Annotated in this window: 19 protein-coding genes; 14 read left to right on the top strand and 5 right to left on the bottom strand. The window is 66.6% G+C overall.

Going from position 1 to position 25,914, the window contains the following annotated elements; genetic code table 11:
* Positions 1–24: 24 nt before the first annotated feature.
* On the bottom strand, positions 25–2,940 hold the full coding sequence (locus ACYVB7_RS09690; protein WP_460506839.1) for a bifunctional diguanylate cyclase/phosphodiesterase: 2,916 nt from the start codon (positions 2,938–2,940) through the stop codon (positions 25–27).
* Between the two features lie 47 nt (positions 2,941–2,987).
* Positions 2,988–3,464, bottom strand: a complete 477-nt coding sequence (locus tag ACYVB7_RS09685) for an Lrp/AsnC family transcriptional regulator (RefSeq protein ID WP_460506837.1) — start codon at positions 3,462–3,464, stop codon at positions 2,988–2,990.
* Positions 3,465–3,664: 200 nt separating this feature from the next.
* Between ACYVB7_RS09685 and ACYVB7_RS09680 the strand changes: the two genes are divergently transcribed.
* The 5 genes from ACYVB7_RS09680 (at position 3,665) to ACYVB7_RS09660 (ending at position 12,982) form a co-directional block, all read left to right on the top strand.
* Positions 3,665–7,231, top strand: a complete 3,567-nt coding sequence (locus tag ACYVB7_RS09680) for an indolepyruvate ferredoxin oxidoreductase family protein (protein WP_460506835.1) — start codon at positions 3,665–3,667, stop codon at positions 7,229–7,231.
* 230 nt (positions 7,232–7,461) lie between these two features.
* A complete protein-coding gene (yajC, locus tag ACYVB7_RS09675) occupies positions 7,462–7,782 on the top strand; it encodes a preprotein translocase subunit YajC (protein ID WP_460506833.1) in 321 nt (106 codons plus the stop codon).
* Between the two features lie 22 nt (positions 7,783–7,804).
* A complete protein-coding gene (gene secD, locus ACYVB7_RS09670; protein WP_460506832.1) occupies positions 7,805–9,697 on the top strand; it encodes a preprotein translocase subunit SecD in 1,893 nt (630 codons plus the stop codon).
* A 13-nt stretch (positions 9,698–9,710) separates the two neighbouring features.
* Positions 9,711–10,661 (top strand): protein translocase subunit SecF, encoded by a 951-nt coding sequence (secF, locus tag ACYVB7_RS09665; protein ID WP_460506830.1) that lies wholly within the window; start codon positions 9,711–9,713, stop codon positions 10,659–10,661.
* 26 nt (positions 10,662–10,687) lie between these two features.
* Positions 10,688–12,982, top strand: a complete 2,295-nt coding sequence (locus ACYVB7_RS09660) for a DUF1631 family protein (RefSeq protein ID WP_460506828.1) — start codon at positions 10,688–10,690, stop codon at positions 12,980–12,982.
* Positions 12,983–12,998: 16 nt separating this feature from the next.
* On the opposite strand, the gene dprA is transcribed toward ACYVB7_RS09660, so the two are convergent.
* Both dprA and ACYVB7_RS09650 read right to left on the bottom strand, forming a co-directional pair.
* Positions 12,999–14,141 carry a DNA-processing protein DprA gene (gene dprA, locus ACYVB7_RS09655; protein WP_460506826.1) on the bottom strand — a complete coding sequence of 381 codons (1,143 nt, stop codon included), beginning with the start codon at positions 14,139–14,141 and terminating at the stop codon, positions 12,999–13,001.
* On the bottom strand, positions 14,104–15,249 hold the full coding sequence (locus ACYVB7_RS09650; protein ID WP_460507033.1) for a LysM peptidoglycan-binding domain-containing protein: 1,146 nt from the start codon (positions 15,247–15,249) through the stop codon (positions 14,104–14,106). Before ACYVB7_RS09650 ends, dprA begins: the two co-directional genes overlap by 38 nt.
* Positions 15,250–15,497: 248 nt before the next feature.
* On the opposite strand from ACYVB7_RS09650, the gene def reads away from it, so the two are divergent.
* The 7 genes from def to ACYVB7_RS09615 all read left to right on the top strand — a co-directional run bounded on the left by def (position 15,498) and on the right by ACYVB7_RS09615 (position 22,828).
* The gene (gene def, locus ACYVB7_RS09645) at positions 15,498–16,034 is read left to right on the top strand and encodes a peptide deformylase (RefSeq protein ID WP_460506824.1); all 537 of its coding nucleotides are present in this window, start codon (positions 15,498–15,500) and stop codon (positions 16,032–16,034) included.
* Positions 16,035–16,042: 8 nt separating this feature from the next.
* On the top strand, positions 16,043–17,059 hold the full coding sequence (gene fmt, locus ACYVB7_RS09640) for a methionyl-tRNA formyltransferase (RefSeq protein ID WP_460507031.1): 1,017 nt from the start codon (positions 16,043–16,045) through the stop codon (positions 17,057–17,059).
* Between the two features lie 53 nt (positions 17,060–17,112).
* Complete coding sequence (locus tag ACYVB7_RS09635) at positions 17,113–17,862, top strand: AzlC family ABC transporter permease (RefSeq protein ID WP_460506822.1); 750 nt, start codon at positions 17,113–17,115, stop codon at positions 17,860–17,862.
* Entirely contained in the window at positions 17,855–18,196 is a 342-nt protein-coding gene (locus ACYVB7_RS09630) for an AzlD domain-containing protein (protein WP_460506820.1), read from the top strand. Before ACYVB7_RS09635 ends, ACYVB7_RS09630 begins: the two co-directional genes overlap by 8 nt.
* Positions 18,197–18,259: 63 nt before the next feature.
* On the top strand, positions 18,260–19,975 hold the full coding sequence (locus ACYVB7_RS09625) for a phosphoethanolamine transferase (RefSeq protein ID WP_460506818.1): 1,716 nt from the start codon (positions 18,260–18,262) through the stop codon (positions 19,973–19,975).
* Complete coding sequence (locus tag ACYVB7_RS09620) at positions 19,972–20,685, top strand: phosphatase PAP2 family protein (RefSeq protein ID WP_460506816.1); 714 nt, start codon at positions 19,972–19,974, stop codon at positions 20,683–20,685. Before ACYVB7_RS09625 ends, ACYVB7_RS09620 begins: the two co-directional genes overlap by 4 nt.
* A gap of 55 nt (positions 20,686–20,740) precedes the next feature.
* The gene (locus tag ACYVB7_RS09615; RefSeq protein ID WP_460506814.1) at positions 20,741–22,828 is read left to right on the top strand and encodes a two-component system response regulator; all 2,088 of its coding nucleotides are present in this window, start codon (positions 20,741–20,743) and stop codon (positions 22,826–22,828) included.
* A gap of 25 nt (positions 22,829–22,853) precedes the next feature.
* Here the strand turns inward: ACYVB7_RS09615 and ACYVB7_RS09610 are convergent, their stop codons facing one another.
* A complete protein-coding gene (locus ACYVB7_RS09610; protein ID WP_460506812.1) occupies positions 22,854–23,216 on the bottom strand; it encodes an Hpt domain-containing protein in 363 nt (120 codons plus the stop codon).
* Positions 23,217–23,405: 189 nt separating this feature from the next.
* On the opposite strand from ACYVB7_RS09610, the gene pyk reads away from it, so the two are divergent.
* Both pyk and ACYVB7_RS09600 read left to right on the top strand, forming a co-directional pair.
* Entirely contained in the window at positions 23,406–24,833 is a 1,428-nt protein-coding gene (pyk, locus tag ACYVB7_RS09605) for a pyruvate kinase (protein ID WP_460506810.1), read from the top strand.
* Positions 24,830–25,888: a diguanylate cyclase gene (locus ACYVB7_RS09600; protein ID WP_460506808.1), complete on the top strand. Its 1,059-nt coding sequence runs from the start codon at positions 24,830–24,832 to the stop codon at positions 25,886–25,888. Before pyk ends, ACYVB7_RS09600 begins: the two co-directional genes overlap by 4 nt.
* The last annotated feature ends 26 nt before the right edge of the window (positions 25,889–25,914 follow it).

The following is a 25,914-nucleotide window of genomic DNA, read 5'->3' as shown; positions in this document are numbered from 1 at the left end:
ACCCGGTGCCTGCTGCGGGCCGGGTCAGCGCCCGCCGTGGCTGGCCCACCAGGCCTCGAACGCCCGGGCGTCCATGGGCCGCGCCACCAACCAGCCCTGGATGAGGTTGCAACCCTGCTGCGCCAGGAAGCTGCGCTGCTCGGGCAGTTCCACCCCCTCGGCCACCACGCTCAGACCCAGCGCCCGGGCCATGGACAGGGTGGCGCAAACGATGGCTTCGTCCTCCTTGTCGCCCGGCAGGTCGTGCACAAAGGAGCGGTCGATCTTGAGGCTGTTGAGCGGCAGGCGCTTGAGGTAGCCCAGGCTGGAGTAGCCGGTGCCAAAGTCGTCCAGCGACAGCCGCACCCCCATGCGGGCCATGTCGCCCAGCCGCTCGACCAGCTCGGGCAGGGCCTGCATGAGCGCGGTTTCGGTGATTTCCAGTTCCAGCCAGTCGGGGTCGGCCCCGGTTTCGTCCAGGATCTGGCGCAGGCGCGGGATGAAGGTCGGGCGGCCAAACTCCACCGCCGACACGTTGACCGCCATGGTCAACCCGGTGATGCCCTGCTGCTGCCAGCGCCGCCATTGGCCAAACGCCTCGCGCATCACCCAGGCGCCCAGTTCGTCGATCTGCCCGTTGGCTTCGGCCTGCGGCACGAACTGGTCGGGCATGAGCAGGCCCCCGTCGGGGTGCTGCCAGCGCACCAGGGCTTCGACGCCCACGATCTGGCCGGTGGCGCAGTCCATCTGCGGCTGGTAGTGCAGCACCAGTTCGTTCTGGACAAGGGCGCGGCGCAGGCCGCTTTCCACCTTCACCCGCTGGGCCACGCTCTGGTCCATCTGCGGTTCGAAGAACGACCAGCCATTGCGCCCCGACGCCTTGGCCTGGTACATGGCCATGTCGGCGTGGCGAAGCAGGGCATCGACATCGGCATGCCCCCCTTCAAACCAGGCCACGCCGATGCTGGCCGACACATGCACCTCGTGTTCATGCAGGGTGAAGGGCTGGGTCAGCTGCTCGATCATCTTGGTCGCGACGGCGGCGGCATCGTCCCGGGAGCGCAAGCGGTTGAGCAGCACGACAAACTCGTCCCCGCCTTGACGGGCCATCAGGTCGTGCGAGCGCATGCAGGCCTGCAAACGCTGGGACACGGCTTGCAGCAGCAGGTCGCCCATGTTGTGGCCCAGGCTGTCGTTGACGTCCTTGAAGTGGTCCAGGTCCACAAACAGCACCGCCAGACGGTCTCCATGCCGCCGGGCTGCGTCCAGGGCCTTGCGGGCTTCGCCCACCCAGTGAAGGCGGTTGGCCAGCCCGGTCAGGGGGTCGAACATGGCCAGTCGGTGCAGGCCTTCGTTGCTCTGCGCCAGCTCCCGGGTGCGCGCCACCACCAATTGCTCGGTACGCCGGGCATGCCCGGTCTGGACGATGAGGAACACCCCCAGCAGCCCCACAGCCATCAGGCTCACGGTCAACGTGACCCAGGAGATCCAGCCCCGCTCCTGGGTTTCGAAATGCGAGCCCGACGCCACCTGGAACAACCACTGCCGCTCACCGAAATGCACGGGCAGTGACACAAAATGGTGTGGGCGCATGCCGTCGGGCTCCTCGCAACCCAACGGCCCGCTCAGGCGCTGGTTGGCGGCAGGGGCCTGGGGATCGATCAGGCACACCGTGAGGTAACTGGTGTCCAAACCTTCCAGGGCGGCCTGCAACACATCGTCCATGCGGAACACCGCCGACACCACCCCGCGCACCCGCAGCGACGAGGGCCCCATCGCGGTGGGGTCGTAGGCGGCCTGGTACATCACCACGCCCCGCTGTTCACCGGTCTCCTGCACCAGGCGGATGCCCTCGGTCACCTGCGGTTGCCCGGAGTTCAGCGCCGCCCGAACGGCGCGGGCCGTGGCCGGCAGCACCATCACGTCCAGGCCCAGCACCGACCGATTGGGCTCCAGCGGTTCCACAAACAAAATGGGCAGATAGGCTGCCGAGGGCGGTGCCACAAAGGTCTGGCCGTCCTGGTTGCGACCGCGGATTTCGTACCGGGTGCCCCCGAGAGCCGCCCGGTGCCGCGTGCGCGCCAGGGTTTCGAAGGCCGACCGATCCGCGTGGTTCACCCAGGGGCTCCAGCCAAAGTTCTGTGTGCCCGCGTAGCGGTTGAGCCAGATGGACGTGGTCAGCTCAAACGTGCGGGGGTCCTCGTCGGACGTCAGTTCCTTGAGTCGGGTCACGGCCAGCACGGCATCGGTCTGGGCATCCAGGCGCCGCTGCAACCGCTCCCTCAGGGCGTGCGAGGCTTGGTCAAACCGCTGTGCCAGCGCACGTTGCTCGCTGCGCAGGATCTGGCTGAACGACACCGCCACCACCGCCAGCGCCAGCACCATGGGCAGGGCCACGGTTTTCCAGCGCGGCCGCCAGGACTCGGCGGGCCGCCCAAAGGCCACCAGCATCAAGGGCGTGACCAGCACCGCCCCCAGGGCATCGCCTTGCCACCAGGCCCACCAACTGAATGCGGCTTCGGCCGGGGGCATGGCCCCGGAATGGACCAGCAGAGGCACGGACAGGCTGGCGTTGAGGCAATGCCCCAGCGGCACCAACACCAGCATGAACAACAGGGTTCGCCGAGGCGTGTCCACATCGTGGGGGTAGCCGCCAAACCGCCGCGCCAGCGCCGCGGTCAGCCCGGCCTGGACCACGGCCCCGAAGGGCGACAACAGCACGGTCAAGGGCCATTGCGCCATGGGCAACTGACCACTGGCCAGCCACTGCACCACCGCGGAACCCAGCCACACGCCAGGGGCCGCCCACCAGCCCCACACCAGCATGGCCCCCAAGGCCACGCCGGCGGGCAGAAACACCATGGAGATGTAATGGGGCGGCGTGCTGATCTGCAGAGACAGCCATCCACTGGCCACATACGCCAGCGCCACGGCAACACAAACAAGCACTCGAAACAGCATGGGGCATCACCTGGCCAATCAGCGAACCAATGTAGCCGAAAGCCGGATCACCGTGCCAAATGCCCCAAGGGCAGCGGAGCTGCGGCCTTGACCTCGCCCAACGAAAAGCTGGTGTGCAAGTCCTTGACGTTGGGCAGGTTGATGAGGCTGTTGAGCGCAAAGCGCGAAAAGCTGTCCAGGTCCTGCGCCACCACCTGCAATTCGAAGGTGCCGTTGCCGCTGATGTAGTGGCATGAGATGACCTCGGGCAGACGGCGGATGGCCTCCTCCAGCGCCCGGGTCGCATCGCCCGTGTTGCGCTCGGCGTCCAGCCGCACAAAGGCCAGCACCCCCAGCCCCACCTTGCGCCGGTCCAGCTCGGCCCGGTAGCCCAGGATGTAACCCGCCTGCTCCAGCGCCCGCACCCGTCGCCAGCAGGGTGCCGCCGACAAGCCCACGCGGCTGGCCAGCTCGGCATTGGTCAAACGGCCATCGGCCTGCAGGGCTTGCAGGATGGCCAGGTCAAACTTATCCAGCGTTTCCATAAAGGGCATTATCAAGAAATATTCTTTCCCAACCTAGGTGAATTTGGGCATGAAAAGCAAACACTTATCGCACAACTGTCCCTACACTGTGCCGTTCGCGCCGCTGCATGGCCATGACCCCACCCGGGCTGCACGCCCCCTGCAGACGGAACCCCGGCCCATCCCTGCCGATCCAAAAAGCCGCCTTCAGGAGACAAACCATGAACGCACCCTTCTCCCGCGAGATGCCCGAGCACATCCGCCGGGCCCTGGAAACCGTCACCCTCGACGACAAATACAGCCTGGAGCACGGGCGGGCGTTCATGAGCGGGGTGCAGGCCCTGGTCAAGCTGCCCATGCTGCAACGCCAGCGCGACGCCTTGCAGGGCAAGAACACCGCGGGCTTCATCAGCGGCTACCGGGGTTCACCCCTGGGGGGTTACGACCAGGCGCTGCAAAAGGCCAGCAAGTACCTGAAGGCGCAGAGCATCGTGTTCCAGCCCGGGGTCAACGAGGAACTGGCGGCCACGGCGGTGTGGGGCACCCAGCAACTGGGTTTTGCCCCCAAGGGCACCCAGAAGTTCGACGGCGTGTTTGGCATCTGGTACGGCAAGGGGCCGGGCGTGGACCGCTGCTCCGACGTGTTCAAGCACGCCAACATGGCCGGCACCACCCCCTGGGGCGGTGCCCTGGCGATCGCAGGTGATGACCACGTGGCCAAAAGCTCCACCGCCGCGCACCAGAGCGACCACATCTTCAAGGCCTGCGGCCTGCCGGTGTTTTTCCCCACCAACGTGCAAGACATCCTGGACCTGGGTCTGCACGCCTTTGCCATGAGCCGCTTTGCCGGGGTGTGGACCGGCATGAAGACCATCCAGGAGATCGTCGAGTCCAGCGCCACCGCCCTGATCGACCCGGAGCGGGTGAACATCGTCCTGCCCGACTTCCCCATGCCCTCTGGCGGCCTGCACATCCGCTGGCCCGACGCGGCCCTGGACCAAGAAGCCCGCCTGATGGACCACAAGTGGTACGCCGCACTGGCCTATGTGCGCGCCAACCGCCTCAACCACAACGTGATCGAAAGTGCCGATGACCGCCTGGGCGTGATCGCCAGCGGCAAGGCCTACAACGACACCCGCCAGGCGTTGCGGGACCTGGGCCTGGACGAGGCCACCTGCCACCGCATCGGGCTGCGCCTGCACAAGGTGGCCGTGGTGTGGCCGCTGGAGGCGCAGACCACCCGCGAGTTCGCCGCTGGCCTGAAGGAAATCCTGGTGGTGGAGGAAAAGCGCCAGGTCATCGAATACCAGCTCAAGGAAGAGCTGTACAACTGGCGCAGTGACGTGCGGCCCAACGTGCTGGGCAAGTTCAACGAGGTGGAGGGCGATTTCTCCGGCGGTGAATGGAGCATGCCCAACCCCAGCGCCCACACGCTGCTGCGGGCCAACGCCGACCTGTCGCCCGCCCTCATCGCCCGTGCCATCGCCCAGCGGCTGAAGAAGCTGGGCGTGCCCGACGACGTGGCCGCCCGCATGGACCGCCACCTGGACGTGCTGGACGCCAAGGAGCGCGGCATGCTCACGCTGTCCGTCGGCACCGAGGTCGCACGCCAGCCGTGGTTCTGCTCCGGCTGCCCGCACAACACCAGCACCCGGGTGCCCGAGGGGTCGCGCGCCATGGCAGGCATCGGCTGCCATTTCATGACCATCTGGATGGACCGCGACACCATCGGCTTCACCCAGATGGGCGGCGAGGGCGTTCCCTGGGTGGGACAGCAGCCGTTCAGCAGTGAACAGCATGTGTTCGCCAACCTGGGCGACGGCACCTACTTCCACAGCGGCATCCTGGCCATCCGCCAGAGCATTGCGGCCGGGGTGAACATCACCTACAAAATTCTGTACAACGACGCCGTGGCCATGACCGGCGGCCAGCAGGTGGGTGAGCGGCCCGAGGGCCACAGCGTGGTGCAGATCGCCAACAGCATGAAGGCCGAGGGTGTGACGGCGCTGACCATCGTCACCGACGAGCCCGAGAAGTACAGCGGCGTGACCGGCCTGCCCACCGGGCTGGAGATCCACCACCGCGACGAGCTGGACCGCATCCAGCGCCAGTTCCGCGAGATCCAGGGCACCTCGGTCATCATTTACGACCAGACCTGTGCCACCGAAAAGCGCCGCCGCCGCAAGCGCGGCACGATGGCCCAGGCCACAAAGACCGTGGTCATCAACGACCTGGTGTGTGAAGGCTGTGGCGACTGCGGGGTGCAGAGCAACTGCCTGTCCATCGAGCCGTTGGAAACCGAGTTCGGGCGCAAACGCACCATCAACCAGAGCAGCTGCAACAAGGACCTGAGCTGCATCAAGGGCTTTTGCCCCAGCTTTGTGACCGTGGAAGGCGAGCTGAAAAAGGCCAGCCGCACCGAAGGCAACCCCCACGCGCCTGCCACCAACCTGCCCGAGCCGCTGCCCACCCCCCTGAGTGCCCCGTGGGGCATTGTGGTGGCGGGTGTGGGCGGCACCGGGGTCATCACCATCGGACAGCTGCTGGGCATGGCCGCGCACATGGAGGGCAAGGGCATCGTCACCCAGGACGCCGCCGGTCTGGCCCAGAAGGGCGGCGCCACCTGGAGCCACATCCTGATCGCGCCCCGCCAGGACGACATCTGCACCACCCGCGTGGGCATGGCCACCGCCGACCTGATCCTGGGCTGCGACCCCATCGTCACCGCCGCCAAGGACACGCTGCTGCGCATGCGCGAGGGTCGCACCCGCGTGGCCCTCAACAGCGTCAGCACCCCCACCGCGGCCTTTGTCCGTGACGGCAACTGGCAAAACCCGGCCGAAGCCTGCGTCTCCAAGGTCTCACAGGCTGTGGCCCCGGCGGACCTGGGCCTGTTCAACGCCGAAGCCATGGCCAGCACGCTGATGGGCGACACGCTGTACATCAACCCCATGCTGCTGGGTTATGCGTGGCAAAAGGGCTGGATTCCGCTGGAACGCGGCTCACTGATGCGCGCCATCGAACTCAACGGCGTGGCGGTGGACGCCAACAAACGCGCCTTCGACTGGGGCCGCATGGCCGCCCACGACCCCGCCGCGGTGCAACGACTGCTGACCCCGGCCCAGACCATCACCCTGCACAAGCGGGAACCCCTGGAGCAGGTGATCGCCCGCCGGGTGGCCTTCCTCACCGACTACCAGGATGCCGCCTACGCCCAGCGTTACCAACAGTGTGTGGACACGGTCCGCATGGCCGAAGCCAAGCTGGGCAAGACCAGCCTGACCGAGGCCGTGGCCCGCAACCTGTTCAAGCTGATGGCCTACAAGGACGAATACGAGGTGGCCCGCCTGCACACGCTCGACAGCTTCCAGCAACGCCTGGACACGATGTTCGAGCCGGGCTACCGCGTGGGCTACCACCTGGCTCCGCCCGTGGGAGGCAAGCGCAACGACAAGGGCGAAGGCGTCAAACAGCCTTACGGCCCGGCCATGCGCACCGTGTTCCGCTGGCTGGCCCCGCTCAAGTCCCTGCGCGGCACGGCGCTGGACCTGTTTGGCCGCAGCGAGGAGCGCCGCACCGAGCGCCAGTTGATCACCGACTACCAGGCGCTGGTGGAGCAGGTGTTGAGTCGCCTGTCCGCCGCCACCCATGCGCAGGCACTGGAGCTGGCGCAACTGCCCGACGGCATCAAGGGCTTCGGGCATGTGAAGGCCCGCAACCTGGCCGCCGTCAGAACCCGGTGGGCCACGCTGGCATCGGCCTGGGAACAAGGCGGCTCACGCGGCTGACCCCGGGCCCGGTGCCCCTGACGGCAGAGGACATTGAAAGCGAAAATGACCTCTGCCGCTTTTATTTACTGAAGTTGATGCTCTCATTTTTGCACTTCAGCCTCCACCCCCTCGACCTCACCCCGCCCGACCCCACGGAACCGCCGGGTCCCCCCGAGACACATACAATCAGGAACTTTGCTTGGCCGCGCCCTGCGGCCACAGCTGTTTTTGGAATCTGGAGCCTCCCTGTGTTCATTTCTACCGCTTACGCCCAAACCGCTGGCGCCACCGACCCCCAAGGCACCCTGATGGGCATGCTGCCCCTGGTGCTGATGTTTGTGGTGCTGTATTTCGTGATGATCCGCCCGCAAATGAAGAAGGCCAAGGAACACAAGACCATGATCGAGGCGCTGGCCAAAGGCGACGAGGTGGTGGTGGGTGGCGGCATGCTGGGCAAGGTGACCAAGCTGGGCGATGCCCACATCACCCTGGAAGTGGCCAACGGCGTGGAAATCCAATTCCAGCGCGCCGCCGTGGTCCAGGTCCTGCCCAAGGGCTCCATCAAGTGATCTGCTGAACGGCACACGCATCATGAACCGATACCCCCTCTGGAAGTACGTGATCATTGGGATCATGTTGCTCCTGGGCAGCCTGTACAGCATGCCCAACCTGTTCGGCGAGGCCCCGGCCATCCAGGTTTCCCCCGTCAAGGCATCGACCAAGGTGGATGCCGGCACCCTGGCGCAGGTCGAAAAGGTCTTGCAGGACAGCGGCCACTCGGCCGGCCTGATCCAGTTGGAGGGTCACTCGGTCAAAGCCCGCTTCAACGACACCGACACCCAGATCAAGGCCCGTGACGCCCTGGAAAAGGCGCTCAACCCCAACGCCGCCGAGCCCACGTATGTGGTGGCCCTGAACCTGGTGCCCCGCACGCCGAGCTGGTTGCAAGCCCTGCACGCCAACCCCATGTACCTGGGCCTGGACCTGCGCGGCGGCGTGCACTTCATGCTGCAAGTGGACATGCAGGGGGCCCTGTCCAAGCGCGCCGAAGCGCTGGCGTCCGACCTGCGCACCTCACTGCGTGAAAAAGGCATCCGCCACGGCGGCATCACCCGCAACAACCAGTCGCTGGAAATCCGGCTGCGCGATGCCGCCGCCGTGCAGGCCACCCAGAACCTGCTGCAAGACCAGTTCCCCGACCTGATCGCCACGGTCAGCGCCGATGCGGCGGAAACCCGCATTGCGCTCAACCTCAAGCCCGAAGCGGCCCGCAAGGTTCAGGAACAAGCGCTGAAGCAGAACATCACCACGCTGCACAACCGCATCAACGAGCTGGGCGTGGCCGAACCCGTCATCCAGCAGCAAGGCCAGGACCGCATCGTGGTGCAACTGCCCGGTGTGCAGGACACGGCCAAGGCCAAGGACATCCTGGGCCGCACCGCCACGCTGGAGCTGCGCATGGTGGACGAAAGTGCCGAAGGCCGGGCCGCCGAAACCGGCGCAGGCCCGGTGCCCTTCGGGTCCGAGCGGCATCTGGACCGCAACGGCCAGCCCGTCATCACCAAGCGCCAGGTCATCCTGACCGGCGAGAGCCTGACCGATGCCCAAGCCGGTTTTGACAGCCAGACCCAGGAAGCCGCCGTGCACCTGACGCTGGACGCCAAGGGGGCCCGCATCTTCCGCGACGTCACCCGCGAGAACGTGGGCAAGCGCATGGCCATCCTGCTGTTCGAAAAGGGCAAGGGCGAAGTGGTCACGGCCCCCGTCATCCGGGGCGAAATCGGTGGCGGGCGGGTGCAGATCTCGGGCCGCATGAGCACCGCAGAAGCCAGCGACACCGCCTTGCTGCTGCGCGCCGGTTCGCTGGCCGCGCCCATGGAAATCATCGAGGAACGCACCATCGGCCCCAGCCTGGGCGCTGACAACATCAGCAAGGGCATCCACAGCGTGATGTGGGGCTTCCTGGTGATCGTGGCCTTCATGTGTGTGTACTACGCCATGTTTGGCGTGTTCTCCAGCCTGGCGCTGGCGGTCAACCTCATCCTGCTGGTGGCCGTGCTGTCCATGCTGCAAGCCACCCTGACGCTGCCCGGCATCGCCGCCATGGCCCTGGCGCTGGGCATGGCCATCGACTCCAACGTGCTGATCAACGAACGGGTGCGCGAAGAGTTGCGCAACGGCTCGTCGCCGCAAGCCGCCATCAACGCCGGTTATGAACACGCCTGGGCCACCATCCTGGACTCCAACGTGACCACACTGATCGCCGGTCTGGCCCTGCTGTTGTTCGGTTCGGGGCCTGTGCGCGGCTTTGCCATGGTGCACTGCGTGGGCATCCTCACCTCCATGTTCTCGGCGGTGTTGTTCTCCCGCGGCGTGGTCAACCTGTGGTACGGACGTCAGAAGAAGCTGAAGTCGGTGTCCATCGGCACGGTGTGGAAGGCGGTCGATGCCAGCTTGCCTGCCACCCCCTCGAAACAATCCTGAATGGAGCCCTGACATGGAATTTTTCCGGATCAAGCGGGACATCCCGTTCATGCGCCACGCGCTGGTGTTCAACGCCGTCTCGTTCATCACCTTCGCTGCCGCGGTGTTTTTCCTGTTCACCCGCGGGCTGCACCTGTCGGTGGAGTTCACCGGGGGCACGGTCATCGAGGTGGCCTACCAGGAGTCGGCCGACATCAACGCCGTGCGCCAGACCATCGAGAAGCTGGGCTACCAGGATGTGCCGGTTCAGAACTTCGGCACCTCACGCGATGTGCTGATGCGCTTGCCCGTTTTGGAGGGTCAGAATTCCGGCCAACAGACCGAAACGGTGATGGCGGCCCTCAAAGCCCAGAACCCGGCGGTGGAGTTGCGTCGCACGGAGTTTGTGGGCCCACAGATCGGCAAGGAGCTGGCCAGCGATGGCCTCACCGCCCTGGCCCTGGTGGTGGTGGGCATCATGATCTACTTGGCGTTCCGCTTCGAGTGGAAATACGCCGTGTCGGCCATCATCGCCAACCTGCACGACGTGATCATCATCCTGGGCTTTTTCGCCTTCTTCCAGTGGGAGTTTTCGCTGGCCGTGCTGGCCGCTGTGCTGGCAGTGCTGGGTTACTCGGTCAACGAATCGGTGGTGATCTTCGACCGGATTCGCGAAACCTTCCGCAAGCAGCGCAAGATGACCCCCGTGCAGGTGATCGACCACGCCATCACCTCCACCATCAGCCGGACCATCATCACCCACGGATCCACCCAGATCATGGTGCTGTCCATGTTGCTGTTCGGGGGTCCCACGCTGTTCTACTTTGCGCTGGCGCTGACCATTGGTATCCTGTTCGGCATCTATTCATCGGTGTTCGTCGCCGCCGCCATTGCCATGTGGCTGGGCATCCGCAGGGAAGATTTGATTCGGGCAGACAAACGCAGCTCCAACCCTGACGATCCCAACCACGGCGCGACGGCCTGACGCCCCGCCCCCATTGTTGGTCCGTCGTGAAGCATCCATCCGAACCATTCGTTGCACTGGCCCACGCCACCCGACAGCGTTTTTGCTCACAGGCGGGGCTCATCCTGCCCAAGGTCGTGCAAGCGGCCCAGGATGACCTGACGCAGCAGATCACGGACGCCATGTCTGCCCGCGAGGCCCAGTCCCTGCGGGACACGGTGGCCGAGTTCAATCGCCAGGCCCCCGTGTGGATCGACAACCTCAGGGCCGCGTTGCAGCGGCAACTGGCCTCACTGGGCAAGGACACGGGGCCAGACACGCTCCACACCCAAACCCTGGAGCTGATGGCAGAAGAGGCCGTTGAGGTGCAGCTCATGGCCTCCCGCCTGGGGGCCCGCATCCAGGAAGTGGCAGGGCAAGCCTTGACCGACCTGCGCGTCCGACTGCTGTTTGCCGAAGGGCGCACCGAGCTGTTTCCCCAAGACCCGGTCAAGTCGGACGTTCTGGCGCAACTGTTTTTGAGCGAATGGGTTCAAGCGGGCCTGAGCGCCAACCAATGGAAATTGCTTCAGCGGGTCATGCTGAGCGCCATTCCCAAGCAACTGCACGATGCCTACATCGAGGGCAATCGGTTTCTGGTCACCAATGGCGTGATGCCGACCATCGACCTGCGCCAAGCCATGCGCAGGCAGCCGTCGTCCGGCAGGGCAGACGCGTCTCCCACGTCGTCGTCTGGCGCGTTGGACCCTTCCCCCAACTCAATGCCCCCCCTTGCGCAAGGCCCCATCGGCAATCGGGAGCGAAGCCCGGAATGGTTGTCGTGGGCACGCGACCGCGGACAAGATGTGCTTCAGCGCATCCGACGGGTGTTCGATGAACAGCTGCCGACCACCGCCCGAGCCGCTTCATCCACGCCCCCCCAGGTGTCGCCTCACCTGAAAGCCCTGCTGGACGAAGCCCCGACCGTGCGCTTTGCACAGATGCCGTCAACGGGGACACCCGCTGTCGGCGCCCCAGGCATGGAAGCGGTGCCTGTGGACATGGAGCGCTACATCCAGTGGGTGCGCCAGCAAAGCAATCAGCTGAAGCAGGCCACCGACTCGCCCAGCGAGAAAGCCACCATTGAAGTGGTGGCGCTGATGTTCCAGAGCATCCTGACCGAAGACCGACTCAAGCCCACCCTGCGGGTGTGGTTTGCCCGCCTGCAGATTCCCGTGTTGCGGGTGGCGCTGGCCGAACCGGACTTCTTCAGCTCACTGCAACATCCGGCCCGCCGCCTGATCGACCGCATGGGGTCGTGCGCCTTGGGTTTTGATGCCAGCCTGTCTGACGATGACAGCGCCAAGGCCCTGGAGGCCGAAATCCGCCGGGTGGTCCAGGTCATTGAGCAGTACCCCGAAACCGGGCGCCGGGTGTTCCAACTGGTGTACGACGAGTTCCAGCACTTTCTGGCCAATCACCTCCAGAAGCGGGGCCAAGCGGGCAAGCTGGTGAGCGTGGCGCAACAGGTCGAACTGAAGGAAACCCTCACCGTTCAGTACACCATCGAGTTGCGCAAGCAACTGGACAACATGCCGGTGCGTGAGGTCATCCGGGAGTTCCTGTTCAAGGTGTGGGCCGAGGTTCTGGCGGTGGCCCACGTCAAGCACGACCCGCAACACGAAGTCATGGTGTTGCTGAAACAGACCGCTTCCGACCTGCTCTGGGCCGCCAGTGCAAAGCCCACCCGGGCCGAACGCAGCCAGGTCATCGCCCAGCTGCCCAACCTGCTCAGCCGCCTGCGCAAGGGCATGGGCTTGCTGGGCATCGAAGCGGACGAGCAAAACGAACACATCAAACGCATCAGCGACACCCTGGCCGATGCGTTCATGTCCCGAACCGAAACCATCCCACCGGAACAACTGGCCGCAGTCACCCGCAACCTGTCGTCGCTGGAAGACTTCTTGCCCCAGGAGGACACCGCCGACCTGGAGCTTGACCAGGACAGCATCGAGATGATCACCGGCGTCGATGCCTCCAACATCGAAATCATCACCCACGGCGGGCAGACACCGGGCGAAGCCGTCAGGGCCTGGGCCAAGGAGCTGCAGCTGGGCGCGTGGTTCACCCTGGACCACAATGGGCACATCGCCCAGGTCCAGCTGGCCTGGCGCAGTGACCGTGGCCAGCTGTGCCTGTTCGCCACCGCCCAACAGCGCTATTTCCTGATTCAGACCACCCGAATGGCGTCTTACCTTCAGGCGGGCCTGCTGGTTCCCGCCGAAGAAGAGTCGCTGACCGTGCGCGCCACCCGTGCAGCGCTCGAAAAGCTCGACGCCAATCCCGAGCGCCTGCTGGCCTGACGCCACACAGGGTTGGTCAGGCGCAAACCACCCGCTGGAACAAGCCACCCGGCAGGCGTGCCACGGCCCCGTCCAGCTCCAGTTCCAACAACCGCGACTGCAGGGCCGCCGTGGGCCAGCCGGTGCGGGCCTGCAGTGCGTCCAAACCGACGGGATCGTGGCCCAGCGCATCCAGCAGGGGATCGGACGGTTCTGCCTCGGCAAACGGGTCATCGGCCACCCGGGCGGTTCGCCGGGCATCGGTCAACTGCAACTCTTCCAGCACATCCTGCACCGTTTCCACCAGTTTGGCCCCTTGCCGGATGAGCGAATGGCAGCCCCGGGACTGCGGCGAGTGGATGGACCCGGGAATGGCCAACACCTCCTTGCCCATGTCGGCCGCACAACGGGCGGTGATCAACGATCCGGACGCCAACGCGGCCTCCACCACCAGGGTGCCCTGGGTGAGCCCGGCAATGAGGCGGTTGCGTTTGGGAAAATTGGCGGCCTGCGCGGGTGTGCCCAAGGGGTACTCGCTCAACAACACGCCGTGTGATGCAATCCGATGCGCCAAATCACGGTGCTGACGCGGATACACCCGGTCCAAGCCCGTCCCCACCACGGCCACCGTGCCACCGCCACCGGACAGCGCCCCTTCGTGGGCAGCGCCATCCACCCCCAAGGCCAGGCCGGACACGATGCAAACCCCCTGCGCCGCCAACGCCTGCGCAAAGTCCCGCGCCGTCTGGGCTCCTTGCGCGGTGGGGTTGCGGCTGCCCACCATGGCCAACCGGGTGCCTTGACGCAGCCACGGCAACTGCCCCTGTGCGTACAGCAGCAAGGGCGGATCGGGAATGTGCAGCAGGTCGGGCGGGTAGTCGGGATCGGCCAGGGTCAACACATGGCGCAACGGTGCGCCCCCCAACCATTGCTGCAACACCTCCCACTGGGATGCCAGGGCCTCCGGTTCCGTCAGCAAAGCCTGCGCCTGCGCTGCGCTGACCACCTGCCGCAACGCCGACACCGACTGCGTCCACAGGCCGTCTGGCGTTCCGAACGCCGCCAACAGCTTGCGGGCCGCCACATTGCCCACCCCTGGGGTGAGGCTCAGCCGCAGCCAGTCGCGCCGCGAGACGTCCACGTCAGGGGGTGTTGAATCGGTCACCAACCTTGACGCCATCGGTGATGTCGAGCACCAGGGCATACGACAGGCGCTCGAAGGTGCGGAACACCACCATCACCCCGTTGCGCTCGCTGGGCAAATGGATGACGGCCTTGGTGTCGTCGGTCTTGTCCTGCATCACCCGACCGTCCTTCAGCACCTGCAGCACATGCCCCACCTCGATGCCTTGCTCAGTGCCCTTGTCGATCAGCACCACCTGGTTCTGACCGGCGAAACGAACCGCCGCGCCATACACCGAGACGATTTGCCCGTTGATGGGTTCCGGCGGCACGCGGGGGACAAACGCAACGTGACCGCGATCGCCGATGGGCAACAACCGGTCGCCCACACGTATTTCCTCTTTGGTGGCCACGATGTCCACCGTGGCGGGCTCGATTTCAATCTGGCGCTGACCGTTCTTGACCCCGAGCTCGCGCAAGACCTCGGGCCGCTTCAACACGGCCTTGCCCACGTACTGCGCTTCGTAGCCCAACACTTCTTGGGTGGAGGGGTCCTTGACGGGCACCGCGTTGCGGAACACCCGGAACTGGCGTGGTTCGCCCGGCTCGGTGGACAGGCCCCCGTCTTCCGCGCCATGGACGGAACGGGCGTAGGCCCGGTCCCCCTTGCTCAACAACACACGCCCCTCTTGGGCCGCCACCAGTCGGGGGGCGCGCGCCAAGTCGCGCTCCTCCACAATCTGCGCCTCGACCAGGAAGGGTTCGATGATGTGCAAGGGCAGGGTGGGAATGGCCGACTCCGCCAACGACTCGTAACGGGTGCGCGGCTCCACTTTGACTGTGCCCGCGGGGGCCGATCCATCCACCTTCAGCAGTGCCCGTCCGTTGGTGGTGTCCAACACCAGCACCTGCCCCGGATAAATCCGGTGCGGGTTGTGGATGTCCTTGAGGTTCATGCCCCACAACTCGGGCCAGCGCCAGGGGCTGCGCAGGAACAAACGTGAAATGGCCCACAGCGTGTCCCCGCGCTTGACGGTGTAACGCTGCGGCGCATCGGCCGCCAGCTCGGACAACGGCACCCCCGCCTGGGCCACCTGCTGCGCCGTGGTCCGCTGCTGCGGGGTGACGGGGTAGGTCTGCGCCAGGGCGTTCAGACCAGTGCCCATGCACAGCGCCAGAGCCGCCCACTGGAGCCGACTCCTGCGCGACAAGGCCACGACACGGGCGGAAATGGGGTTGCAGTTCAGGCTCACGGCAGAGGGGGTGTCCGAAAACTTCATGGTGACGGCGGGCAAAGAATCTTTTCATTGTGCGCCCATGGCCCTCAACAGGCAACGGCGATGGCCGCCCTGCCTCGGGCTGCGCAGCAAAAGTGGCGAAAATAGCGACATTGTTGCCTGTACCGATCCCTGCCATGCCCCTGCTGCCCATCCTGCGTTACCCCGATCCCCGTCTGCACAAGGTGGCTGCTGCTGTCGAGCAGGTAGACGATGCCCTGCAACCGCTGATCGACGACATGTTCGAAACCATGTACGACGCCAACGGCGTGGGCCTGGCCGCCACCCAGGTGGATGTGCACCAACGGCTCATCGTCATCGACGCCAGCGAAGAACGCAACCAGCCCCTGGTGCTGATCAACCCCACGCTGCTGTGGGCCAGCCCCGAAAAGCAAAAAGGTGACGAAGGCTGCCTGTCGGTGCCCGGCATCTACGACGGCGTCGAGCGCTCGGTGGCCGTCAAGGTCCAGGCCCTGGACCGCAAGGGCCAGATGCAGACCCTGGAAGCCGAAGGCCTGCTGGCCGTGTGCATCCAGCACGAAATGGACCACCTGATGGGCAAGGTGTTCGTGGAGTACCTGTCGCCCCTCAAACGCAACCGCATCAAGACCAAGATGCTCAAGGAAGAGCGGGAAGAACGCGCCAGCGAACGCCCCGGCAAGGGCAGCCGCTGATGCCCGGCCTGCGCGTTGCCTTTGCCGGCACCCCCGAATTTGCCCGCGTGGCGCTGGAGCGCCTGCATGCCGCCGGGTTCCACATTCCGCTGGTGCTGAGCCAGCCCGACCGCCCGGCAGGGCGGGGCATGAAGCTCCAGGCCTCGCCGGTGAAGCAATGGGCCGTGGCCCAGCACATCCCCGTGGCCCAGCCCGTCAGCCTGCGACTGGACGGCAAGCACCCCGACGAAGCCGCTGCCGCCCGGCAGGCGCTGCTGGAGGCCCGCCCCGACGTGCTGGTGGTGGCGGCCTACGGGCTCATCCTGCCCCAATGGGTGCTGGACCTGCCGCGGTTGGGTTGCATGAACATCCACGCCTCGCTGCTGCCGCGCTGGCGGGGGGCCGCGCCCATCCACCGCGCCATCGAGGCGGGTGACGCCGAGACGGGCGTGACCATCATGCAGATGGACGCCGGGCTGGACACCGGCGACATGCTGGTGGTGGAACGCCTGTCCATCCACGCCAACGACACCACCGCCACCCTGCACGACCGCCTGGCCGAGCTGGGTGGGCGGCTGATGGTCGAGGCCCTGGAAATGGCCGCCTGCGGGGGCCTGACGCGCACGCCCCAACCCGCCGAGGGCGTGACCTACGCCCACAAGATTGACAAGGCCGAAAGCAGCATCGACTGGTCACACAGCGCCGACGCCATTGCCCGCCGCATCCGCGCCTTCGACCCTTTCCCCGGCGCTGCCACCATCTGGCGGGGCGAAACGCTGAAGGTCTGGGGTGCGCACACCACTCAAAACATCGAAATTAATAGCAAAAATATCAATACCAAAAAGCGTGAAGGCACGATTTCATCCTCATCGCCTGACGGCGTGACCGTGGTTTGCGGCCAAGGGCAGCTGACCCTGACCCACCTGCAACGCGCGGGTGGCAAACGCCTGCCCGTGGCCGACTTCCTGCGGGGCTGCCCCCTGGCCGTGGGCGACGTGCTGGGAACCTGCCCGGGCGACACGGATCACACGGCGGCCCCAGCCTGAAGCCCCACCTGCCCCCCCATCCACACCCGCTCACCCCCCGTTCCCCGCCCTGCATGTTCTGGAAAACCGAATACCGCCGTCACCCCGAGTTCATGCGCGGGGTGCGCGACCTGATCAGCGTGGCCACCGGCATCGGGGCCTGGGGCCTGATGACCGGCGTGGCCATGGTCAAGTCGGGCATGAGCACGGTGGAATCGGTGGTCATGACCCTCACCGTGTTTGCCGGCAGCGCCCAGTTGGCGTCCATCCCGCTGATCGCCGCTGGGGCGCCGCTGTGGGTGATCCTGGCCACCGCCTTCTGCGTCAACCTGCGGTTTGTGGTGTTCTCGGCCCACCTGCGCCCCTACCTGATGCACCTGCCCTTGCGCGAGCGTCTGGTCAGCGGCTACCTGACCGCCGACCTGAGCTACGTGTTTTTTGCCAAGCGTTTCCCGCACCCACCCCATGCCCAGACGACGCCCGAAGAGCGGCTAGCCCAGCAGGCCTACCTGATGGGCAACTGCGGCATCAACTACGTGGCCTGGATGAGCGCCAGCCTGATCGGCATTGCCACGGCCAACGCCATCCCCACCCAATGGGGCCTGGGGTTTGCGGGCATCCTGGCGCTGCTGGGGGTGCTGCTGTCGCTGGCCACCTCCCGGCTGCGGGTGCTGTCCATGGGTGTGTCCGGGGCGGCCGCAGTGGCGGCCTATGCGCTGCCGCTCAAGCTCAACATCGTGGTGGCCATCGCCGTGGCGGTGGCCCTGGCCTTGGGCCTGGACGCCCTGCGCCCGCGGACGGCCCCGGGAGCCGCCCATGGCTGAAGTCGACCTCTGGAACCTGCTGACCATCGTGCTGATGGCCGGGGTGACCGTGCTCACCCGCTGCCTGTTTTTCCTGTCGGACCAACCCTGGACCCTGCCGCACTGGGCCCAGCGCGGCCTGCAATACGCCCCCATTGCCGCGCTGGCGGCGGTGGTCATCCCCGAGGTGGTGATGACCCAGGGCCACCTCATCCACAGCTGGCAAGACCCGCGCCTGTTTGCCGTGGCCGCCGGTGCGGCCTGGTTCTTCTGGCGCAAGGGCTTGCTGGGCACCATCGTGGTGGGCATGGCGGTCTACCTGCCCTTGCGGCTGGGGCTGGGCTGGGGCTTCTGAACGTTCACACCGCCTTCATCCTGACGCCTTAGGCTCGCGTGCCCGCTGCCGTCCTTCATCCCCATGACCCACCCCTCACCACCCACCCCCTCTCCCGCCCGTGCCTGGCGTGTGTACGCCCTGGTCTGGCTGCTGGCCGCTTGGCTGGTCACGGCAGGCAACCTGCCGCTGTGGCAGCAGGTGTGGGCGCTGCCCGAAGTGGGGGGCCTGCGCGGGGCCTTGTTTGTCGCCGGGTTTGGCACACTGGTGCTGGGTTTGCTGAGTGCAATGCTGGCCCTGTGCGCCTGGCCCCGGTTGTTCAAGCCCATGGCGGTGCTGGCCCTGCTGTCGGCCGCGGGGGCGTCGCATTTCATGCGCGAGTACTCCGCGGTCATCGACCCCAGCATGCTGCTCAACGTGGTCCACACCGATGCGCGTGAGGTACGGGACCTGCTCTCGCCCGGCCTGCTGTGGACGCTGTTGTGGGTGGGCGTGGCCCCGTCGGTGTGGCTGTGGCGGCAGCCCGTGGCCTGGCAACAACCCCAGACCGGCGGTTGGAAACCATGGCTGGGCTGGGCAGGCAAGCGCCTGTTGCGCAACATCGGCCTCATCGCCCTGGGGATGGCCCTGGGAGGGGCCGCCCTGATGGCCATCTTCCAGGACTTTGCCTCGGTCATGCGCAACCACAAGCAGGTGCGCTACCTGATCAACCCGCTCAACAGCTTTTACGCTGTGACCTCGGCCACCTTGGCCTCGGCCCCGCACGCCACCAAACCCTTGCTGCCCATTGGGGAAGACGCTCGCCTGGGCCCCACCTACACGCCCCAGGCCCGCCCGCTGTTGCTGGTGATGGTGGTGGGTGAAACCGCCCGAGCCGCCAACTTCTCGTTCAACGGTTACCCCCGCCAGACCACGCCCCTGCTGGCCGAACTGGCCCGCACCGACGGCCTGCTGTGGTTTGGCAACACCCGCTCGTGCGGCACCAACACCCAGGCCTCGGTGCCCTGCATGTTCTCGCACCACGGCAAACAGGCCCACGAGGCCAGCAAGGACCGCTACGAAAACCTGATGGACGTGCTGCAACGCGCCGGGCTGGCGGTGACCTGGATCGACAACCAATCCGGCTGCAAGGGCGTGTGCGACCGCGTGCCCAACATCAACACCCGAGAGGGCCGCGACCCTCAGTTGTGCCCCGATGGCGAGTGCCTGGACGGCATCATGCTCAAAACCCTGCCCGAGCAACTCAAGGCCCTGCCCGCCGACGCCCGCCAGCGCGGCACGGTGGTGGTGTTCCACCAGATGGGCAACCACGGTCCGGCCTATTTCAAGCGATCCCCCGCCAGCCACAAGTCCTTCCAGCCCGAGTGCACCCAAAACGCCTTGCAGGCCTGCGCCCGCGAGGAGGTGGTCAACGCCTACGACAACGCCCTGCGCTACACCGACCAGGTGCTGGCCGACACCATCGCCTGGCTGAAGACGCAAGACGCCGACACCGGCCTGATCTACATGTCCGACCACGGCGAGTCGCTGGGCGAGAACAACCTCTACCTGCACGGCCTGCCCTACGCCATTGCGCCCGACGAGCAAAAGCAGGTGCCCTGGGTCACCTGGTTGTCGCCCGCGCTGAAAAAACGCCTGTACCTGGACGACGCCTGCCTGCGCACCCTGGGGGAACGCGCCTGGAGCCACGACAACCTGTTCCACAGCCTGCTGGGGCTGGCGGACGTGCAAACCCAACTCCACCAAGCGCCCTTGGACGCATTCGGCCTGTGCGCCGCGCCCGTGCCCAAGCATCAATGACGATAGCAAACAAGCCAACAGCAGAAAGCGCTGGAGGCCAAAAACACTCAACGATCTGGCCCCACCCCACACACGGGGCCTGGCTGCTGCTGGCCCTGGTGGTCCTGGTCGCCTTGGACGCCAGCGGGCTGGACATGCCGCTGGCACAGGCGTTTGGCAACGCCCAAGGCTTTGCCCTGCGCGACCACCCCTGGCTGGCCCAAGGCCTGCACGATGGCGTGCGCAAGCTGGGGTGGCTGCTGTTGCTGGGCCTGACGCTGACCGTGCCCTGGCCGGTGGGCGGGCTCAAGGCCCTCAGCCGTGGCCAACGCGCCTGGATGGTGGGCAGCATCTGGGCATCGCTGGTGGTGGTGGTGGTGCTCAAGGGACTCAGCCGCACCAGTTGCCCCTGGGACCTGGCCGCCTTCGGGGGCACCGCCCAGCACGTGTCCCACTGGCTGTGGGGCGTGGCCGACGGCGGTCCGGGGCACTGCTTTCCGGGCGGCCATGCGTCCACGGCCTTTGCCTTCCTGCCCCTGGCCTGGTGGCTGTGGTCGGTGAACCCGGTGGCCGCCCGGCGCTGGGCGGTGTTCATCGGGGTGTGCGGTCTGCTGCTGGGGGCGGTGCAACAGGCCCGGGGGGCCCACTTCCTCAGCCACAACCTGTGGACCGGCTGGCTGTGCTGGGCCACCACCTGGGGGCTGCACCGCCTGGGCGCACGCACACCATAACGGTTTGCCTACAATGGGTCGGACACCCCCTGTCGGGCGTTGCTGAAAGACCTGAGTGAGTCAGACCAGTCCCCCCCCACTGACCCTGTTGGCCGTTGACGACGACCCCACCACCCGTCGGTTGGTGCAAGCCGTGTTGGGCAAACAGGGCTACACCGTCCTGGTGGCCGACAACGGCAGCCGCGGTGTACAAGCCTTCCATGTGCACAAGCCCGACCTGGTGCTGATGGACGTGCAAATGCCCGACATGGACGGGTTCGACGCCTGCGCCCGCATCCGGCAGATCGACGCCGATGGCACCCCCATCATCATGCTCACCGGCAGCGAGGACCTGGAGTCCATCGAACGGGCCTTCAACGTCGGCGCCACCGACTTCATCACCAAACCCATCAACTTCCCGCTGCTGGCGCAACGGGTGCGTTATGCCCTGCGCAGCAGCGCCCTCAACCGCGAGGTTCGGGGCGTGCGGCAGCGTCAGGCCTCGGCCCGGCGCATTGCGGGCCTGGGCTTTTGGGATTGGGACCCGCACACCGACCAGCTGGACTGGTCGGAAGACGCCGCCAGCCTGCTGGACCTGACCGACATTCCACGCCGCCTTGACGGCTTGCTGGCCCTGGCCCACCCCTCGGACCGGTTGCGGGTGAGCCAGGCCTTTCGCGGCCTGTCCAACGCCAACGCCCGGTTGGACATCGAGTTCCGCCTGACTGACCGGAGCCACAGTGGCGAGCGCATCGTCACCATGACCGGTGAATGGCCCGAAGACCACGACCGCCCCGCCAACATCCGGGTGTTCGGCGCCTTCCAGAACGTGACCGACTCCCGCCGCACCCAGGCCCTGGTGGACTACCTGGCCCTGCACGACGAGCTGACCGGCCTGGCCAACCGGCGCATGTTCGTGCGCCAGGTGCGCGAAGCAGTGGCCGGCCCCGACCTGGGCCAGGACGTGCTGGCCGTGGGCTGGCTCAACCTGGCGCGCTTCCATCGCGTCAACGAAACCTTTGGGGAGCATGCCGGTGACGCGCTGCTGGTGCAGGTGGGCCAGCGCCTCAAAAACGCCACCACGGGGTATGTGGGTCTGGCCCGGGTGGGTGGCGATGAATTTGCGCTGGCCGTGCGGGGCCGCGACGAGGCCGACACCGATGAGCGACTGGAACGGGTGCTGCAATCGCTGGACGTGCCCTTCCTCATCGACGGGCAGGAGGTGTTCGTGTCGGTCTGCGCGGGTTTGGCCCTGCACCCCCAACACGGGCGCGAGGTCGAACAACTGCTGACGCTGGCCAAGGAGGCGCAAGGACTGGCCCGCGCCCAGGGTTTCAAGTCCCTCAAGCACGACGGCCAGAACGGCGGCCCCCGCCGCTTTGCCTCGCTGGACGTGGAGACCGACCTGCGCAAGGCGCTCAAGAACCACCAGTTCGAGCTGTACTACCAACCCCAGGTGGCCTTGCGCAGCCGACGGGTGGTGGGGGTGGAGTCGCTGTTGCGCTGGAAACACCCCACCCGCGGCACGGTGCCCCCGGTGCAGTTCATTCCGCTGCTGGAAGACCTGGGGCTGATCCACGAGGTGGGCAACTGGGTGATCCAGGAGGCCTGCCGCCAGGCCAAGGCCTGGGACGACGCCGGTCTGCCCCTGCGGGTAGCCATCAACCTGTCGCCCCGGCAGTTCATGGGCCGCGACCTGTACGACCTGATCGAGGACGCCGTGCACCACAGCCAGGTGCGCCCCGAGTTGGTGGAGTTCGAAATCACCGAAAGCCTCGCCATGCAGGACCCCGACCGCGCCATCGACCTGCTGGGCAAGCTGCGCAAAGGCGGGTTCAAGGTGGCGCTGGACGACTTTGGCATTGGCCACTCGTCGCTGGAGTACCTGCTGCGCTTCCCCGTGGACACCATCAAGATCGACCGGGCCTTTGTGAGCCGCGTGACCGAAACCGAAACCGACCGCGCCGTGGTCCGGGCCATCACCACCATTGCCCACTCGCTGCAGCTGACCACCATTGCCGAAGGGGTGGAAACCCAGCGCCAGTGCGACTTCATGGAGGCCCTGGGGGCCACCGAAATCCAGGGTTATTTCATCAGCAAGCCCATCACCGCCACCGACATCGAGGCGGTGGCCCCCCACTTCCTTCATTCACCCGGCGAATGACGCCCTCGCGCCGGGTCCTCCGGCGTCAACCCCGCTCCAGATAGGCCGTGAGGGCCTGGCGAGAATCGTCGGCCACCGCGCGCAGACCGGGCACCAGGGCCTGACAGGTGGCCGCGTCCCCCGCCAGCGCCGCCTTTTCCACCGCGGACGCCAAGGCCGCCAGCCGCCGTGCGCCCAGGTTGCCCGCACTGCCCTTGAGGGAATGGGCCGCCGCACGCAGCGCCGCTCCGCCGGGGGCCAAGGCCTGCTCGATGGCTTGGACCTCGGCGTCCAGCCCGGCCAGGAAGCCGACGACGATCTCGCTCAGGGCATCGTCCAGCATGTCCTTGAGTTCGTCCAGCACGGCATCGTCCAACACGGGCTGGGAGTCGAAGGGGGTGTCGCTCATGGAAAGTTGCTCGGAAAAGATGACCGCGGTTGAGCACATTTTGTGCCCAAACAGTGTCCGCCGCATGGCCCACACGGACCTGACGCCAACCGGTAACCCCCAGGTAACGGGGACGGCCCATAATCAAAACAAACTCGAACCCAACGCCCGTGGTGCCACGGCACCCCCATCCCCTCGGAGACCTTGTTCATGCCCCGCGCCACCAAAATTGTTGCCACCCTCGGCCCCGCGTCCAGCCAACCCGACATGCTGGAGGCCATGATCCGCGCCGGGGTCAACGTGGTGCGGCTCAACTTCTCGCACGGCAAGGCACAGGACCACATCGACCGCGCCACGATGGTGCGTGAAGCCGCCCAGCGCGCCGGGGTGGAGGTGGCCATCATGGCCGACCTGCAAGGCCCCAAGATCCGCGTGGGCAAGTTTGCCGACGGCAAGGTCATGCTGGAAAACGGTGCCCCGTTCGTGCTGGACGCCGCCCGCACCGAACCCGGTGACCTCGGCGGCGTGGGGCTGGACTACAAGGAGCTGCCCCGCGACGTCAAACCCGGCGACACCCTGCTGCTGAACGATGGCCTCATCGTGCTCAAGGTCGATGCCGTGCGCGGGGCCGCCGTGCACACCACGGTGGTGATGGGCGGCGAGCTGTCCAACAACAAAGGCATCAACAAGCAGGGCGGGGGCCTGACCGCCCCGGCCCTGACGGCCAAGGACATGGACGACATCCGCACCGCCATGGCCCTCAAGGCCGACTATGTGGCCGTGAGCTTCCCCAAGAACGCCACCGACATGGAACTGGCCCGCCAGCTGTGCAACGTGGCCTGCACCGACGGTCACCGCCCGGGGCTGATCGCCAAGATCGAGCGAGCCGAGGCCATTCCCGAGCTGGACAACATCCTCAAGGTCAGCGACGGCATCATGGTGGCCCGCGGCGACCTGGCCGTGGAAGTGGGCAACGCCGCCGTGCCTGCGCTGCAAAAACGCATGATCAAGCTCGCCCGCGAGCACGACAAGGTGGCCATCACCGCCACCCAGATGATGGAAAGCATGATCCACGCCCCGGTGCCCACCCGCGCCGAGGTGAGCGACGTGGCCAACGCCGTGCTGGACGGCACCGACGCCGTGATGCTCAGCGCCGAAACCGCTGCGGGCAAGTTCCCGCTGGAGACCGTGCGGGAAATGGCCAACATCTGCCTGGTGGCCGAGCAGGCCCACCACGGCGACCTGGACGCCAGCTTTGCCGGCCAGACCTTTGCCCGCATCGACCAGTCCATTGCCATGGGCGCGCTGTTCACCGCTTACCACCTGGGGGCCAAGGCCATCGTGGCGCTCACCGAGTCGGGCTCCACCGCGCTGTGGATGAGCCGCCAGAACGCGGGCATCCCCATCTACGCCCTCACCTCCACGGTGGCCAGCCAACGCAAGATGGCGCTCTACCGCAACGTGCGCCCGCTGCGCATGGACACCAGCTCCGACCGCGACACCGCCCTGGCCCAGGCCGAAGCCAGCCTGAAACTCAACGGCGCCCTGCGCAGCGGCGACCTCTACACCATCACCTGCGGCGAGCCCATGGGTGCCCCGGGCGGCACCAACATGCTCAAGGTATGCCGAGTGGAGTGAGCGACCACCCGGTGGCGCGCGGCACCCACCTGGTGCGGCGCAACCGCCTGCCCCGCAGCGTCGGGGTGCTGCTGTGCGGCATTTGCATCCTGGGTAGCCTGCCCGACCTGGGGCACAACCCCGTCTACCCCTGGGCCGCGGTGTATTTCATGCTGCTGTGGCCGCAGATCGCCTACTTCTGGGCCATCCAATCGGCCAACCCGCTGCGGGCCGAATACCTCAACCTGTGGGTGGACGCCATGCACGCCGGGTTCTGGATGGTGGCCATCCAGTTCAGTCTGGTGCCCTGCATTGCCCTGGCCATGGCCACCTCGCTGAGCAACATCACCGTCGGTGGGCTGCGGCTGGTCTGGGTGGCGTGGATGGGCAACTTGGCCGGGGTGGCCCTGGGGGCCCTGGTCTGGGGCTGGCACGTTCAACCGGAAAGCAGCCTGCAGGCCCAGTGGGCCGCCGCGGCCCTGATCGTGGGCTACCCGCTGCTGATGGGGCAGACCCTGCACCGGCTGGCCATGCACCTCAAGCGCAAGCAGCGGGAGCTGCGCTACCTCAGCGAACACGACCCGCTCTCGGGCGTGCACAACCGCCGCCACCTGGACGCCTGCCTGAAACACACCTTCCACCAGGCGCAACGCACCCCACGCGCCGTCACCCTGGTGCTGTGTGATGCCGACGACTTCAAGGCCGTCAACGACACCCACGGCCACGGGGTGGGTGATGCGGTGATCCGCGAAACCGCCGCCGCCCTGGCCGAAGCCGCCCGCCAAGGCGACGTGGTGGCCCGCCTGGGGGGTGACGAATTCGCCACCGTGCTGATGGACGCCTCGCCCGAACAGGCCCAGGGCTACATGGCACGTGCCCAGGCCCTGATGGACGCCAGGCTGAACGCCCTGGTGCCCGGCATGCGCCTGGAACTGTCCTTTGGCATCAGCCCCCTGGACCCCACGCTGCCCAACCACGAACGCTGGCTGGAACATGCCGACACCCTGCTCTACACCCACAAGGCCGAAAAGACCCGGCACCCGCCCGCCCTGGGCCACACCCCCGACTTGAGATAATCGGCCTTCTTTCCGTTGCGCGCCCT

The organism is Hydrogenophaga soli, assembly GCF_054777695.1.
This window is presented reverse-complemented; position numbering and strand designations above follow the sequence as displayed.